A 15,429-nucleotide genomic window follows, 5' to 3' on the forward strand; every position below is an offset into this window, starting at 1 on the left:
TCAGCGTCCGCCGAGGGTGGTGGCCGACTGGTAGGGGTGGCCGTCCCGATCCGCGGACACATGCACCGTCCACAGGCTTGCGGTCGGCAGGTCGACGGAGGCCACATAGCGCCCCTCACCCTCCGGCCTGAGATCGAACGCCCGGTCCAGGTCTTTCAGATTGGGGTGCACGAACCAGGCGCGCGCCGAGGCGCCGTCCACGGGGCGGCCATCGGCGTCACGCAGGGTGAAGACCACGCGACCGCCCTGAAGCACGGTCTGCGACGTCCAGCCGAGTTTTGCCTGGGTTTCCGCCTTGGCCAGGATGTCATTATAGGCCAGGCCCTTGGCATAGGCCTGCGCGGTGATTTCATTGGGCGGGTTGTGGAAGGCGATGACCACGAACGAAATGAAACCGGCCATGAAGGTGACGTAGAAGGCGCCGATTATCCAGGGCACGACCCGGCCGCGGCGGCGGTCAATTTCGGCCTGGGTGGGACGCGGAGCAAGCTCAGGGCTGGACGAAGTAGCTGGCATGTTGGGCCACCTTTCCTGTGGAAGTATCGATCAGGCGGAAGGTCACCCGGTTGCGGGCGGCGGCTCCCCTGTCGGTAATGAGCTGGACGCGGAACTCGCCGACGCTGTTGGCCGGGACCGTGACCGCGGTCACGGGGACGTCGCCGGCCGCCATCACCTCGACTGCCTTTGGCGCAATGCCCTCGACGGCGATCTCGTAACTGCGGTCAAAGTGCGTCTTGTTGAGCACCTTGAGCTGGTAGTTGTTGCGAATATCGCCGCTGGACAGGCGGACATATTGCGGCGAGCGGTTATGGATCACGGTGAGGTCGGTCTCGCTGCGCAGCAGGATGGCGCCCAGCATCAGCGACCCGACCAGGGCGATGATGGCGGCGTAGAAGACGGTGCGCGGGCGGATCCAGCGCATGCGTCCCTTCGTCGGAAGCCGGGCCGTGCGCAGATCTTCGGCGCGGCGTTCCTGGTTACGTTCGGTGTCGTAATGGATCAGGCCGCGCGGCAGCATGATCTTTTCCATAACGGTGTTGCAGGCGTCGATGCACAGGCCGCACGAGATGCAGTCGAACTGCAGGCCGTCGCGGATGTCGATGCCCATGGGGCAGACCACGACGCAGGAATCGCAGTCGATGCAATGGCCGCGCCCCTCCCAGGAGTCGCCGCGCTTGTGCTTGCCGCGCGGTTCACCGCGCTCATGGGCGTAGGAGATAATCAGGGTGTCACGGTCGAACATGGCCGACTGGAAGCGGGCATAGGGGCAGGCGAATTTGCAGATGTTCTCGCGCGCGAAGCCGGCCATGAAGTAGGTCGACAGGGTCAAGGCGCCAACCCAGACCAGGACCGCGCCCGGAAGCTGAAGGTGCAGCAGGCCGTCGATGAGGGAGGGGGCGTCGTTGAAGTAGAAGACCCAGGCGCCGCCGGTCACCATGCCGATCACCAGCCAGATCAGGTGAGTCAGGGCCTTCTTCCAGACCTTTTCTATTGTCCACGGGCCGTCATCCAGGCGTTTGCGGGCATTGCGGTCACCCTGGACGAAGCGTTCGACCCAGACGAACAGGTCGGTCCACACGGTCTGGGGGCAGGCATAGCCGCACCACACCCGGCCCAGCAAGGCGGTGGCGAAGAACAGGCCGACCGCCGCCAGGATGAGAACGCCGACCAGGAGGTAGACTTCCTGCGGCCAGATTTCGACGCCGAAGAAATAGCCGCGCTGGCCGGTGAGATCAATCAGGATGGCCTGGTCCGGGACGTGCGGACCACGGTCGTAGCGCAGCCATGGGGCACCGTAATAGATGCCCAGCAGCACGATCATTGCCGCCCATTTCAGGTTGCGAAAGAGCCCCGCTACGCGACGGGGGTAGATCTTCGCCGCCTTTTCAAACAACTGTACCATGCGTGCAGTTTAGTGCGCACGCCACACCCTGGCCTTGACGGGGATCAAAATTGCGATTTTTCCCTCTCCCCACCAAAACGGGGGAGAGGGAATTCCGACGTTACTCTCCGCCACCCAGCGAGTGCACATACACCGCCACCATGCGCTGGTCGTCGGGCGCCAGGCGATGTTGCCAGGTCGGCATCACACCCGCCCTCGCCCGGGTGATGGTCTCCACCAAAGTCTCGTGATCGCCGCCGTACAGCCAGATGGCGTCGTTCAGCCGCGGTGCGCCGAGCTCACGATTGCCCTCTCCCGTCGCGCCGTGACACGACACGCAGTTGGCCTGGAACAACACCTGGCCGTTGACCCACGCCACGGACGGCGGCTGGGTGGCATTCATACTGCCGACATAGGTGGCCAGGTCATCGATTTCCTGGCGCTTCAAAATGGCGCCGAAGGCCGGCATCATAGCCATGTGGGTGTCGGCGTGGGTCGAGCGCGAACCGACCTCGATCGTGTGGTAAATCTGATGGATGTCCCCGCCGAACAGCCAGTCGTCGTCGTTCAGGTTGGGATAGCCCTTGCGCCCCTCTCCCCCCGCGCCGTGACAGGCAGCGCAGTTTTCCTTGAACACCACACTGCCGCCGGCGCGGGCGAATTCAAACAGCTGCGGATCCCCGGCCACCTGCTCGAACGATGACGCGTGGAATTTCCGGCGGTATTCGCCCTGGCGTGTGGCAATCTGCGCCTGGTCGACCTTCAGCTTTTCATATTGTGTCCAGCCGAACAGTCCCCCGGTATGGCCCGAAATGGTCGGCCAGGCGGGATAAACCACCCAATATCCGATGGCGAAGACAATGGTCACCATCCATACGATCAGCCACCAGCGCGGCGCCGGCGTGTCGAGCTCCTTCAGGCCGTCCCACTCATGGCCCGTGGTCTTCGTACCCGTGGCGTCATCGACCTCTTCATGATGCTCAGTCATGGCTCTTGTCCTCGTTCAGGGGGATGCGGCCATAGGCCTTCATGCGCTGGCGGTTGGCCGGCCACAGCGCCCAGGCGCAGATGCCGCAAAAGCTGAGCGTAAAGGCCACCAGGACCATCAGGGCGATATCGGACTGGCTCATTTCGCGGGCGCCTTTTTCAGTTCGTAATCGGGATCGTAGGTGGTGAAGTCGACCTGGGTTCCCAGTTGCTGCAGGTAGGCGATCAGGGCGTCGGCCTCGGTCGGCGAGCCCAGGTCGCCGCTGCCGTAATCCTGCGGCACGACCTTGGGGCCGTAGCGTTCCTGCAGGCCGGTCGGGTCTTCGTCCGGCAAGGTCTGGATCTGCATGTCGATGGCGGCGTTGGCGATGTGCGCCTTGGTGTAGGGCACGCCGACGGCTGCCAGGGCCTTCATCTTGTCGGCAATGTCCCAGGTGCGCACCGGCCGCGTCGCCAGCAGGCTGTAGTTCGGCATGATCGATTCCGGTACGACCGAACGCGGATTCTTCAGGTGCTCCAGGTGCCACATGTTGGAGTATTTGCCGCCAACGCGGGCCAGGTCGGGCCCAGTGCGCTCCGAACCCCAGACGAAGGGGTGGTCGTACATGCTTTCCGCCGCCAGGCTGTAATGGCCATAGCGCTGGATCTCGTCGCGCAGGGGACGGATCTGCTGCGAATGGCAGGTGTTGCAGCCTTCGCGGATATAGATGTCCTGGCCGGCCAGTTCGAGCGGGGTCAGGGGCCGGACTCCCTTCACCGGCTCGATGGTGGTTTCCATCCGGAACAGGGGGACGATTTCGACCAGGCCGCCGATGGAGACGGCGACGACCGTGAAGATCAGCAGCCAGATCGAGTTGCGTTCGAGTTTCTTGTGCGATTCCAACATGGCGGCCTCCTATTGCGCCGCCGCCAGGGCGGGCTTGGGTTTACGGGCGATGCGGGGTTTCGGCACGTGAATCGTCCGCCAGATGTTCCAGGCCATGATCAGGCCGCCGGCCAGGAACAGCAGACCACCCAGGGCGCGGATGATGTAATAGGGGTGCATGGCCTGGACGACTTCGACGAAGGAATAGGTCAGGAAACCCATCTCGTCATAGGCGCGCCACATCAGACCCTGCATGATGCCGGCGACCCACATCGAGGTGATGTAGAGCACGATGCCGACCGTCGAGATCCACAGGTGGACCGAGATCAGGGTCTTGGAGAACATGGCAGGCTTCTTCCACAGGTGCGGGACCAGGTAGTAGATGGCGCCGAACGAGATATAGGCGACCCAGCCCAGGGCTCCGGCATGGACATGGCCGACGGTCCAGTTGGTGTAGTGCGACAGGGCGTTGACCGTCTTGATCGACATCAACGGACCTTCGAAGGTCGACATGCCGTAAAAGGCCAGGGCGATGATCATGAACTGCAGGATCGGATCGTCGCGCAGTTTGTGCCAGGCGCCCGACAGGGTCATCATGCCGTTGATCATCCCGCCCCAGGACGGCATCCACAGCATGATCGAGAAGGTCATGCCCAGGGTCTGGGCCCAGTCGGGCAGCGAGGTGTACAGCAGGTGGTGCGGCCCGGCCCAGATGTAGATGAAGATCAACGACCAGAAGTGGATGATCGACAGGCGGTAGGAATAGACCGGACGGTCGGCCTGTTTGGGGATGTAATAGTACATCATCCCCAAAAATCCGGCGGTCAGGAAGAAGCCCACGGCGTTATGGCCGTACCACCACTGGATCAGGGCCGACTGGACGCCTGCCCACAGCGAATAGCTTTTCACGCTGACCACGGAAACCGGCAGGCTGACGTTATTGCACAGGTGCAGGATGGCGACCGTGACGATGAAGGCGAGGAAAAACCAGTTTGCGACGTAAATATGCTTTTCCTTACGGCGCGTCAGGGTCATCAGGTAGTTGACCAGATAGACCACCCACACCACCGTCAGCCACAGGTCGGCATACCATTCCGGTTCGGCATATTCCTTGCCCTGGGTGACGCCGAACAGGTAGCCCAGCCCCGCCATGAGGATAAAGGCCTGGTAGCCCCAGAAATGGAACCACGCCATCTTCGTGCTGTAGAGCCGCGTCTGGCAGGTCCGCTGCACCACATGGTACGAGGTGGCGAACAGGATGTTGCCGCCGAAGGCGAAGATCACCGCCGAGGTATGCAGCGGCCGCACCCGCCCAAAGGTCAGGTAAGGCTCCAGGTTGAAGGCGGGAAAGGCCATCTGCAGTGCCAGCAGCACGCCGACGGCGAAGCCGGCGATCGCCCAGAACATGGCCGCGATGGTGAAATATTTGAGGATGGTCTCGTCATAGCGCGGCGGCGCGGCCGGGACCGGTACCGTTTCGGCTGTGGGCTGGAGGGTTGTCATCGTAAGGGCTCCTGAGGGTTCAGCCGAAGGCAAGCGACAGCAGAACCACGCCGTTAACGCCCAGCGCCGCCAGGGTAAGGGCCTGGCGGGCATGGGGGCGGGTATTGAGAAAGCGGATGCCGGCGACGCCCAATCCCATCAGGACGGGCATGGTACCGGCGGCAAAGGCCGCCATGGCGACAGCGCCGCCCAGGGCATCGGCCCGGGCGGCGACCACCATCAGGGCGGCGAAGATCATGGGACAGGGCAGCAGGCCCAGCGCCGCGCCCAGACCGAAGCGGGCCAGCGGATCCCGCACCTTGCCAATCCGGCGCATGGCGGAGACGGCGCAGGCGGGCTTCCAGACAGGCGCCAGCGGCAGGCGAACACCGAAACGGATCAGGGCGCGCTCGGCGAAGATGGCAAGAAAGACCAGGCCCGTCACGGTCAGCAAAAAGTGGCGGATGACAACGAAGGCCGGCGAAACACTGAGGAGATGGAACCCGAAACCGACGACGGCACCCAAGGTTGCATAGGTCATCAGCCTGCCGGCATGGTAGGGCAGCAGAAGCTGAGCGAAGAGCCCCTTGCCGGCCACAGCCTCGGACTGGCCGAGCACAAAGGTCGAGCACATGGCGGCGCAATGGCTCAGGCTGCCGGCCAGGCCCGCCAGGAACAGGCCCAGTGCCAGCGGCACATTCGCCGCGGCAAGGACAGATCCGCAATCATATAACCAGGGTACGAGGTTCACTTCGATGGCCACCGACAGACAGGCCGCCAGGACATGCGGCCGTGTATTCGGCCGGTCGTCGCATGAAAGGCGTCGGCGGTAATTGATCCCCGTCAAATCCCGCTGACCCGGACACAAGGTCAGAGTCTCAGGATACATTGAAGCCGGCTTCGCATCGCGTTATGCTGGTATCAGGCTCACGATCCGGGGGGAACTTGGTATGTTACGTTATGGCTTGTCGGCGATTGCATTGGCCCTGGGCATGGTCGCCTTCGGTTCCGCCGCGGAGACTCCGGCCCCGGCGCCGCGCCTGAAAGCCGAGTTTTTCGTCCGCGATGCCTTCATGAGCCCGCCACAGGTATCGCCGGACGGGACGCGCCTGGCCTGGATCCGCGGCGATCATCTGGTCATCTTCGACCTGGAGGAGGAAACCGAGAAACAGGTGGCCGGCACCGATTCGCTGGAGAGCGTGCAGTGGATCAACAACGATTACCTGATCGTCTACCTCAAGAGCGAAGAGCGGCAGAACAACACCTTCGTCAGTGAACTTCAGTATTCGCCACTTGTCGTCTCGCGTGACGGCCAATTCCTGCGCGTCCTGTTCGAACGCGACGGCAAGAAGCTGACGGCGACGGACCTGAAGCCTATTATCCGCTTCATCGATGGCCCCAAACCCTATGTCATCACGATGGGCGGCAACAACACCTATACGACCGATGTCGCCACCGGAAAGACCAAGGTCGGCCCGCGCCTGATGGAGGGCCAGGTCTACAGTTTCGACCGCGAAGGCCGCGAGCGCGTATCGGCCGAGGTCATCGACGGCAAGATCAGCTACGGTATCAGCAGCATCCTGTTCCGCTACAAGGCCACGCCCGGCGGCAAGACGCAGAGCCTGCGCCTGCCCGAACAGGACAACATCTACTACACCGACTACGACTATGCGGAGTTCGAAAACGCCATCTACTGGTCGCAGTTCGACTATGGAAAAAGCGAGTCGGCCATCTACCGCTTCGACATGACCACGGGTGAGAAAACCGTGGTGCGCACCGGACCCGAAAAGGAACTAAGCCTCGCCTTCGACCGCGAAGGACGGGTGGTCGGCATCGCTACCCTGACCGACCGGGTACGGACGCAGTGGACCGATCCCTATCGCCTGAAACTGACCGCCGCGGTGGAAAAAATCTTCCCCAAGGCCACGGTCACCATCACCGACATCACCTCAGACGGCAAGCATGTCGTCCTGCTGGTCTCGGCGCCGGAGGAACCCGACGCCTATTACTACTACAGCCAGGAATACAAGGACCTGAGCCAGGTCGGCGTCAACTACCCGGAATTGCTGGGCAAGCCGCTGGGCAACATGACCTACATCACCTACAAGGCGCGCGATGGCCTGGAGATTCCGGCCTATGTCACCAAACGCGCCGATACGCCCGCGGGGGCGCCGCTGATCGTCATGCCACACGGCGGACCGGCCGCGCGCGACCTCTACGGGTTTGATCCGCTGGCCTAGTTCCTGGCCTCGCGCGGCTATGTCGTGCTGCAGCCGCAGTACCGAGGCTCGGCCGGTTTCGGCGACGCCTTCCAGCGCGCCGGCGACAAGCATCTCGATCTCATGAACACCGACCTGGAGGACGGGGTGCGCTCCCTCGCGGCTCAAGGCACGATCGATCCGAAGAAGGTCTGTGTCGTCGGCTGGTCGTGGGGCGGCTACCTGGCCCAGGCGGCCCTGGCCTTCACACCCGACACCTATGTCTGCGGCGTCTCGGGCGCCGGGGTTTCGGACCTGTTTCAATCGCTGAAGGACGATAACGACTTCTGGTGGGGCGGTTACGGCATCGAATACTGGCGCGGCGTCATCGGCCGGACGGGATCTGACTCCGACACGATTCGCGCCACATCACCGATTGAACACGTCGAAAACTTCGAAGACCCCCTTCTGCTGATCCATGGCGAATACGACCGCACCGTCAGCGTCCGCCACAGCGAACGGATGTACGAAAAGATGAAGAAGGCCGGGAAAGACGTCGCGTACATCCCGATCAAGTTCATGCACCACGGCCCAAATGACAAGACCGAGAGGCTTCAGGTCTTCAACGCTGTCGACGATTTCGTCGCCAAGGCGTTTGCCAAGGTGGACGCGGAAAAGGAAGCGAATTGACAGGCGTCCGGATCAGGTTCGATCCCACGGCATCCGCAGGCTGGGCGCATTGACATGGCGGCGGTGGGAGAAACGCACCTCGGCACCACAGCCAGGCGCCAGGTCCAGGGTCACATGGCTGGCATTCAGCACCGTCTCCACCCCGCCAACCATCATGCCGGTGAACTGATGCTCGCCGTAACCGCCGGCCTGAATCACGACCGTCCGTGTACGGAACGGGTGCGTGTTGACAAGGGTCACCGTCGTCGCCACGTCGGACAATTCGCTCACAAGCGCCGCCACGTCCTCGGGGATTCCAGCGCGTTTGCGCACCGGATCGAAATAGCGCAGCCGGGCATACAGCAAGGCTCCGCCCTGCGCCGGTGAGGTCTTTGACCACGGCGGCCGGGCGATATGGATGGCGCCGCACATCAAATGCAGCAACGACGTCACCGTCGCCGGATTATATTTCAGCAAGGCGTCGGCCAGCCGGGTTTCCCGCGTGGTCGTGTCTTTGGCCAAGACCGACATCTTGCTGCGCACGGCCTCCAGCGAGTCGCGCAAAGCCGCCGCCGGATAACTGGGATTGCGGCCGCCGAGATAATGGACCCACGGGTGGTCGGCGTCGGCGCGGGCCAGGTCATCGGCCCGCATCGACATGTACCAGATCTCCAGCCCGTTCGTGCGGTACAGGCCGGGTTTGTAGCCATACCAGCCCTTGGGTCCATACATGGTCGGGGTCTGCACAACCCCATCGACCGTCCGCGCCTGGGCATTGATGGCGGCGGTCTGGTCGCGCCACACCTGAAGATATTTGTCATCACCTGTCAGCAGATAAGCGTTCAGAAAGGCGACGATGGCGCGCGGCACCCGGTTGCGATCCTCACGCTTCCCGGTCGTCGGGTCGATCGGTGAGAACCCCCAGCCATAGACATTGCCGTACCATTGCTTGCGCTTGCCACCGATCCGTCCCTTCAGGTCGACGAAGCTCGGCAAGACATTGCCATTGGCTTTTGCCCGCTGAATCCAGGCGTCCAGGTAGCTCGTGATCCAGTCGCGATATTTGCGCTCGCCGGCGATCATATAGGCGTTCATCACCAGCCCGGTCGCCTGCAGGTTCAGCGGGCTATCGCCGACGACGTCCGTATAATCGACGTAATGGTCCAGGGTCTCCTGATAGGTCGACTCGCCGTGCTCCATGAAAAAACCGGCCGGGTTGAACTGATCTCCGGCCCAGTCGAGCGCGGTCGCCTGGCGCAGCATCGGCCCCTTCGAGCCGCTGATCATCGAACGGATGATCTTTCGTTTCGGATCGTAGTTCGGCGCTGCCTTGTCCTCGCCGGTATAGAAACCGGCAAAACGCCGGGCGCGCTCCTGGAACTTGGGGTCGTGCGGATCGGACAAACCCATGACATTGAACACCGACAGCCCTTCGGACAGGTGCTGCCAGTCGTTCATCACCGGGAATTCGCGATGGTACATGCCGTCGCGGGCGATCGGGGTTTCGACGGTATGGGCTTCGGTATATTGTTTCAGGTGGCCTTCCCAGGCGCGTTTGTACAGCTCCAGAACCTTATCCGACCCGCCCAGGGCATGCAGGTGCGGCCAGTCGTTACAGTTCTCGATGGCGTCGTCCGGCCCGTCATTGGCGCCCCAGCGTTCGAAGCACTGGAAGTAGCCGCGCTCATCGAAATACTTGCCGTAGAAGGCCTCGACCGCTTCGCTCTGCACCCGCAGCGCCTCGCGTTGCAACAGGGCCCAGTCCGGCGCCGGCATGGGAGTCGTGATTGCCTGGGCGCGCGCCGTGGCGGGCGGGGCAAAAACGAGGGCGGCGGCGCCCATCAGGAGGTGGCGGCGGTTCATCGTGACGCCTCAGTCTATTTTCAGGCGGGCGATCTTGCCGGTGATCAGCCCGAAGGCCAGCATGGTCACCACGCAGTGGACGCCGACATAGATCAGCGCCCCGTCGAACGAACCCGTGGCCGCCACGATATAGCCGATAACGATCGGGGTGACGATCCCGGCGGCATTGCCGAACATGTTGAACACCCCGCCGGTCAGACCGATAAATTCGCGCGGCGATACGTCCGACACCACGGCCCAGCCCAGCGAAGCGATACCCTTGCCGAAGAAGGCGACCGCCATCAGCGCGATGACCATCCATTCCTGTCCGGCCCAGGCGCAGGGGATGATGGCCAGGGCCAGGGCCATGCCGATAAAGATCGGGATCTTGCGCGCCAGGCTGATATTGTTGGTCTTTTTCAGCAGGTAGTCGGAGAGGATGCCACCGGCCAGCCCGCCGATAAAGCCGCACAGGGCAGGCGCGGCGGCGGCGAAACCGGCCTGGATGATGTTCAGTCCGCGCTCCTTGACCAGGTAGATCGGGAACCAGGTGACGAAGAAATAGGTCAGGACGTTGATGCAGTACTGCGCCAGATAGATGCCCAACAGCATGCGGTTGGTCAGCAGGAATTTCAGCCGGCTCAGGCTGAACCCGCCTTTGGTGCCGGCCACGCGGGCCTCCATGCTGACGGCGCCGCCGGCCTGGATGACGGCCAGTTCGCAGGCATTGACCATGGCGTGTTTATCCGGGCCGGTGATGAACTTGGCGAAGATAAGGGCAGCGACGACGCCCAGCCCGCCCATGAAGAAAAACACACTGCGCCAGCCGAAATCATGAACCAGCCACGACATCAGCGGCGCAAAGGCGACCAGGGCGAAATACTGCGCCGAATTGAAGATGGCCGAAGCCGTGCCGCGTTCGGCGGCCGGGAACCAGGCGGCGACGATGCGGGCATTGCCGGGGAAGGACGGCGCTTCGGCCAGACCGACCAGGAAGCGCAGGGCGAACAGCGAGCCGACGATCGACAGGCCGCCGATAAAGCCGACGAAGCCCTGCAGGGCGGTGAAGATCGACCACAGGACGATGGCGCCGATATAGACCCGTTTGACGCCGAAACGGTCGAGTAGCGCCCCGCCAGGGACCTGGGCGGCGACATAGGCCCAGCCGAAGGCCGACAGGATGAAACCCATCTGCACCGGCGACAGGTTCAGCGCTTCGGAGGCCGCCGAACCGGCGATGGAAAAGGTCGAGCGGTCGGCATAGTTGATGGTGGTGATGACGAACAGAAGCGCGATCAGCCAGTAACGCGTATAGGACGGTGTTGGCGCGGGGGAAGCATCGGACGGGGTCATGTTTCACTCGCTGCATTCATACCACCCGTGTATCGCTGGCGATCCGCCTGGCCATCCGGATGATTTCGTTATCTGTAATTAGGCACAGATTTTCCGGCTTTGGGAGCACAAGATCGCCCCGTTCATTGCGTTCCACGCATCGATCGATGCCGCCTTTGTCATGGACCGTGACAAGGCTTGCCGATAGCGTCAGGATCAACCACAACGACAAGCTTACAGACGGAGGCCGTAATGGCAGGGTTCAGCCCCAAGGACATGGCGCACACGATCGGTACGGGGCTTTTGTCCTTCCCGGTGACCCACTTCGACGCCGATAACCGGTTCGATGAAGGCCCCTATCGCGACCACTGCGCCTGGATGCTGGAAAAGCCCCTGGCCGGCCTGTTCGCCGCCGGCGGAACGGGCGAGTTCTTCTCCCTCAGCCTGACCGAGGTCCGCGATGTCGTCGCTGCGGCCGTCAAGGAGGCTCGCGGCAAGGTGCCTGTGGTGGCCGGCTGCGGCTACGGTACCCAGATCGCCATCGAACTGGCGCAGTCGGCCGAGCAAAGCGGCGCCGACGGCATTCTGTTGCTACCGCCCTATCTGATCAGCGGCAAGCAGGACGGTTTCGAAGCCCATATCGATGCCGTGTGTAAATCGACCAAGCTGGGCGTCATCGTCTACAACCGCGACAACGGCATTATCGAGGATGAGGCCCTGGCCCGGCTGTGCGACAGCAACCCCAACCTGGTCGGTTACAAGGACGGCGTCGGCGATATCGAGCTGATGACGCGCATCTATACCCGGATGGGCGACCGCCTGACCTATATCGGCGGCCTGCCGACGGCGGAAACTTTTGCCGCGCCATATCTCAAGATGGGGGTGACCACCTATTCCTCGGCGATTTTCAACTTCCTGCCGGACTGGGCGCTGGACTTCTACACGGCCGTGCGCGCCGAGGATCAGCAGGCCGTCCTGGCGGGCTTACGCGACTTCGTCATGCCGTACATCGCGCTGCGCAACAAGGGCAAGGGTTACGCCGTCTCGATCGTCAAGGCGGGGATGCAGGCCATCGGCCGGCCGGCCGGTCCGGTGCGCACGCCGCTCAGCGACCTCAGCGAGGCCGAGGTGGCGGAACTGACCGCCCTGATCGCCCGGGTCCAGCCCTCGGCCTTAAAAAGCGCGGCCTGATCACGCACGCGCCCCGCTGGTCGTTCGGCACGCGCGCCGCGACAGTCGTCGCGGCATATCAAGGCAGTCGCTTAAGCGGGTTGCCTGCCGTCACCAGATACCCCCTGGCCGCCAATGATTGGCGAGACCTTTAACCAATATCTAGATAGGCGGAGGCGACAAGCGTTGGACGATGGCGACTGCTATGTTACCGTGTCCGCATGGTACTACGCCGAAAGCCGCGCATATGATGGCAACTGGTTCGGCAAGCCCGATTTTTAGTGGAACTAACGTAGGCGTTGCGTGCAACCAGTTCGCTGATTTGGGGCAATCATGAACGAAACAAACCTTGCGGCATGGCTTATTTTCGGCGGCTTTGCTCTGTTTTGGCTGTACTTTTTGCCAACTTGGATTGCCGAATGGCGGCGAAATCCGCAACGGCTTGCCATCACGATTTTGAACCTTTTTCTCGGATGGACGTTTGTTGGCTGGGTAGGCGCGTTAGTTTGGGCGTGTGTCGCGACGCCAAAGCCACCGGCAAACATGATCGCGGCCCCTAATAAGGATGCTCTGACCGCAAATCTGGCAAACCTCAATCGCTTGCATTCCGAAGGAATTATTACTAACGAAGAGCTAAACACCCAAAGAGCTGAAGTAATTCGTCAAATTGCCGCAACGCCAGAAATATCAAAAAGCCCACCCTTCGATATTGAGCGCCTTTTAGAACGAAATAAGATAAATCTGCACCCGGTTCATTTTGTTGCTGCCGGTGGAGTAGTTTTTATCGCCACTATTTACTTATTTGTTACATCGCTTTATTTAACTTCACATTCAAAAACAAGAGCGGATGATGAAGCTTTATCAGGTGTGACTTATTACTCCGAAGCTCCAGACGCCTCACTGTCTACCCCAAGCCGACCCAGCGAAAATATCCCGGCGGCAAGCTTTGATTGCCGGGCAGCCGCTACCCGTGTTGAAAATTTGATATGCGTTAGCGAAGAATTGCGGAGCATGGATAGGCAGATGGCAAACGCCTATACTCGTTTGTTAAGCACAAGTGACAGCCATAGCGCCCCCCCATTGCGGGAATCCCAGCGCGATTGGCTGAGGAATGTCCGCAATCGTTGCGCAGACCAAGTGTGCTTAGCGACGGCATACAAGGTTAGAATTGCGGAACTGGAAAGTCACGGCAACTGATGTCCACCCACATCTCATTCGCCTACCCTCTTATCTTGGCAATTTGAGACTGAGCTTTTTCCAAATCAATTCGCCCCTCATTAGTAAGGGCGGATTCTGGAAGCGCACGCAAATTGAACACCCACCGCTCCCGGCACGTACAATCAAACTTGTTCCCAGGCGGACAGGTGTCGCCAAAATATCCAATCGGAGCCGGTTTTAAGTAGCCCCTTTTGTCTGCCCACGATCCTTTCACAATCATGGCTACACCATCAAACTTATGGTGTTCATCCCAAAATTCGCAGCTAGGCTCTATGATCCATATCGCCGCAATCGCCCCGCCGCCAACCGCTATTACTTCGTTGAGCAAATGATTGAATTTTTTTGACAAATGTATCTGAAACTCTTTCCACTCCCGACGCTCACCTCTTGTTAGGAGGGCAAGCGCCTCTTTCCACATCGCGTGGCATTCTGGAGAAAGCTCATATGAGATATTACCCTTTTCTGTGATCCATCCCGCCATTTGACGAAGGATAGCGGCTTCAAAAAGGTTAGAATTGGCCTTTGCAAACTCTCCCGCTTCACGAGCTAGACCAAAAATTCGCTTGTCTAATTCGCCTCGCAAGTGCGGATCGACATTCTCAATTGTGAAGCGAGAAACGCCGGGTGAGACGTCAAATTTCATTGCCGCATCCTGCGCGATCTAGGAGCCGCAAATTAGAGCGGCGGAGGGCGACATGTTTACCAAGCGAGGGTTTTGCTTACCCCTTGCTTACCCCTCCAGCAAAACGAGACGACTAATCTTCGCAAACCCTTATAAAGACTGGCGCACCCGACAGGATTCGAACCTGTGACCTTTGCCTTCGGAGGGCAACGCTCTATCCAGCTGAGCTACGGGTGCAGGGCCAGCAATGCCGAACGCATAAGCTAAACCGGCAAAGCGCTCAACCCGAATCATTCAACGCTGCAAACTTTTCGCAGTGGTGTCAGCCATTGGTGTAGTTGAAGAGCAAATAGTCCGAGCGGCGGATCAGGTCGGCAACACGAGGCGCTTCAAAAAAAGGGTCGACCAGATCGAACATGGACAGGACATCCGCCGTGAAACTGGCGACAAGCGCCTCCGATAACACTTGCGTACGCAGAAAACCGACATAGGCGGCGCCAATGCCAAACAGGCAATAGCCGTATCGCGTCTCAAAACGCTTCGCCATCGCCCAGATGTCCTGGGGTTGAAGGTCCGCCGAAAAATAGCCATTCGGAAAGGCGCTGATAGCCTCCCAGGCATGTTCGACCGGCACGGCCTGAATGAACAGCCTTTCCTCGTCGAGTATATCCGTCTCACCGTTCAATCCGAAAAAATCCAGGCCATCTTCACCTTCGCCATAAGAGAGATGAACCTGTTCAAAGGATCGATCGGCAGCGGACTTTGCCATGTTGCCATGCCGGATAAAAAATTCCGATTTTGTCGTCAGATAGCCCCGGTGTTCACCGTCCTCAAATGCCGCGGGATCGAGGCCGGACAGGTCATAACCGTCCGTGTCGTTGAGCTCATGCTCGTCCGTCGAATGGCCGGATGTGTAGGCCGCCTGACCATAGTTATCGAGCGTCGCGAACAACCGCTTACCCGGATGCAGCGGCGCCTTCTCTCTGAGCAGGTCGACGAGGGTACGAACCGAACGCAAGCCTTCGACAAAATATCCGTCGCACAGCAATTCGATGTACGGGCGCTGTTCCGCCGGATTCAGAGGGGAGATGGTGTAGGCCATGGCTTTGAAATAAGCGGCATCCGGCACCACAGGCAATGAAAAAGCGCTCAATCCGGACAC

The 15,429-nt window shown here is 60.9% G+C and carries 15 protein-coding genes and 1 tRNA gene; 4 read left to right on the forward strand and 12 right to left on the reverse strand.

Going from position 1 to position 15,429, the window contains the following annotated elements; all coding sequences use genetic code 11:
• The 7 genes from ABAC460_RS32510 to ABAC460_RS32535 form a co-directional block, all read right to left on the reverse strand.
• On the reverse strand, positions 1–516 hold the full coding sequence (locus ABAC460_RS32510) for a FixH family protein (protein WP_023452828.1): 516 nt from the start codon (positions 514–516) through the stop codon (positions 1–3).
• Positions 491–1,903 (reverse strand): cytochrome c oxidase accessory protein CcoG, encoded by a 1,413-nt coding sequence (ccoG, locus tag ABAC460_RS32515; RefSeq protein ID WP_031236598.1) that lies wholly within the window; start codon positions 1,901–1,903, stop codon positions 491–493. The genes ABAC460_RS32510 and ccoG overlap by 26 nt, the downstream gene beginning before the upstream one ends.
• 100 nt (positions 1,904–2,003) lie before the next feature.
• Positions 2,004–2,870 (reverse strand): cytochrome-c oxidase, cbb3-type subunit III, encoded by an 867-nt coding sequence (ccoP, locus tag ABAC460_RS32520; RefSeq protein ID WP_023452830.1) that lies wholly within the window; start codon positions 2,868–2,870, stop codon positions 2,004–2,006.
• Positions 2,863–3,012, reverse strand: coding sequence for a cbb3-type cytochrome c oxidase subunit 3 (locus ABAC460_RS48930; RefSeq protein WP_023452831.1), 150 nt, complete (start codon positions 3,010–3,012; stop codon positions 2,863–2,865). The genes ccoP and ABAC460_RS48930 overlap by 8 nt, the downstream gene beginning before the upstream one ends.
• Positions 3,009–3,755 carry a cytochrome-c oxidase, cbb3-type subunit II gene (ccoO, locus tag ABAC460_RS32525; RefSeq protein ID WP_023452832.1) on the reverse strand — a complete coding sequence of 249 codons (747 nt, stop codon included), beginning with the start codon at positions 3,753–3,755 and terminating at the stop codon, positions 3,009–3,011. Before ccoO ends, ABAC460_RS48930 begins: the two co-directional genes overlap by 4 nt.
• A 9-nt stretch (positions 3,756–3,764) precedes the next feature.
• Positions 3,765–5,237 carry a cytochrome-c oxidase, cbb3-type subunit I gene (gene ccoN / locus ABAC460_RS32530; RefSeq protein WP_023452833.1) on the reverse strand — a complete coding sequence of 491 codons (1,473 nt, stop codon included), beginning with the start codon at positions 5,235–5,237 and terminating at the stop codon, positions 3,765–3,767.
• A gap of 19 nt (positions 5,238–5,256) precedes the next feature.
• Positions 5,257–5,913 carry a sulfite exporter TauE/SafE family protein gene (locus tag ABAC460_RS32535; protein WP_162150303.1) on the reverse strand — a complete coding sequence of 219 codons (657 nt, stop codon included), beginning with the start codon at positions 5,911–5,913 and terminating at the stop codon, positions 5,257–5,259.
• 253 nt (positions 5,914–6,166) lie between these two features.
• Here ABAC460_RS32535 and ABAC460_RS48200 point away from each other — a divergent pair, with 253 nt between their 5' ends.
• A complete protein-coding gene (locus ABAC460_RS48200; protein WP_023452835.1) occupies positions 6,167–7,456 on the forward strand; it encodes an alpha/beta hydrolase family protein in 1,290 nt (429 codons plus the stop codon).
• A 3-nt stretch (positions 7,457–7,459) separates the two neighbouring features.
• Entirely contained in the window at positions 7,460–8,104 is a 645-nt protein-coding gene (locus ABAC460_RS32540) for an alpha/beta hydrolase family protein (RefSeq protein WP_081716494.1), read from the forward strand.
• A gap of 12 nt (positions 8,105–8,116) precedes the next feature.
• Here ABAC460_RS32540 and ABAC460_RS32545 read toward each other — a convergent pair whose 3' ends face one another.
• Entirely contained in the window at positions 8,117–9,946 is a 1,830-nt protein-coding gene (locus tag ABAC460_RS32545) for a hypothetical protein (RefSeq protein ID WP_023452837.1), read from the reverse strand.
• A gap of 9 nt (positions 9,947–9,955) precedes the next feature.
• Complete coding sequence (locus ABAC460_RS32550; RefSeq protein ID WP_023452838.1) at positions 9,956–11,278, reverse strand: MFS transporter; 1,323 nt, start codon at positions 11,276–11,278, stop codon at positions 9,956–9,958.
• 231 nt (positions 11,279–11,509) lie between these two features.
• Here ABAC460_RS32550 and kdgD point away from each other — a divergent pair, with 231 nt between their 5' ends.
• Positions 11,510–12,448, forward strand: a complete 939-nt coding sequence (gene kdgD, locus ABAC460_RS32555; RefSeq protein ID WP_023452839.1) for a 5-dehydro-4-deoxyglucarate dehydratase — start codon at positions 11,510–11,512, stop codon at positions 12,446–12,448.
• A gap of 312 nt (positions 12,449–12,760) precedes the next feature.
• Positions 12,761–13,624 carry a superinfection immunity protein gene (locus ABAC460_RS48935; RefSeq protein ID WP_023452841.1) on the forward strand — a complete coding sequence of 288 codons (864 nt, stop codon included), beginning with the start codon at positions 12,761–12,763 and terminating at the stop codon, positions 13,622–13,624.
• A 22-nt stretch (positions 13,625–13,646) separates the two neighbouring features.
• On the opposite strand, the gene ABAC460_RS32560 is transcribed toward ABAC460_RS48935, so the two are convergent.
• The 3 genes from ABAC460_RS32560 to ABAC460_RS0124365 all read right to left on the reverse strand — a co-directional run bounded on the left by ABAC460_RS32560 (position 13,647) and on the right by ABAC460_RS0124365 (position 15,429).
• Positions 13,647–14,288, reverse strand: coding sequence for a hypothetical protein (locus ABAC460_RS32560; RefSeq protein WP_023452842.1), 642 nt, complete (start codon positions 14,286–14,288; stop codon positions 13,647–13,649).
• A 139-nt stretch (positions 14,289–14,427) separates the two neighbouring features.
• A tRNA-Arg gene (locus ABAC460_RS32565) sits at positions 14,428–14,504 on the reverse strand.
• Positions 14,505–14,589: 85 nt separating this feature from the next.
• Positions 14,590–15,429 (reverse strand): hypothetical protein, encoded by an 840-nt coding sequence (locus ABAC460_RS0124365; RefSeq protein ID WP_155914608.1) that lies wholly within the window; start codon positions 15,427–15,429, stop codon positions 14,590–14,592.

This window comes from Asticcacaulis sp. AC460 (assembly GCF_000495795.1).
Taxonomy (GTDB): Bacteria; Pseudomonadota; Alphaproteobacteria; order Caulobacterales; family Caulobacteraceae; genus Asticcacaulis.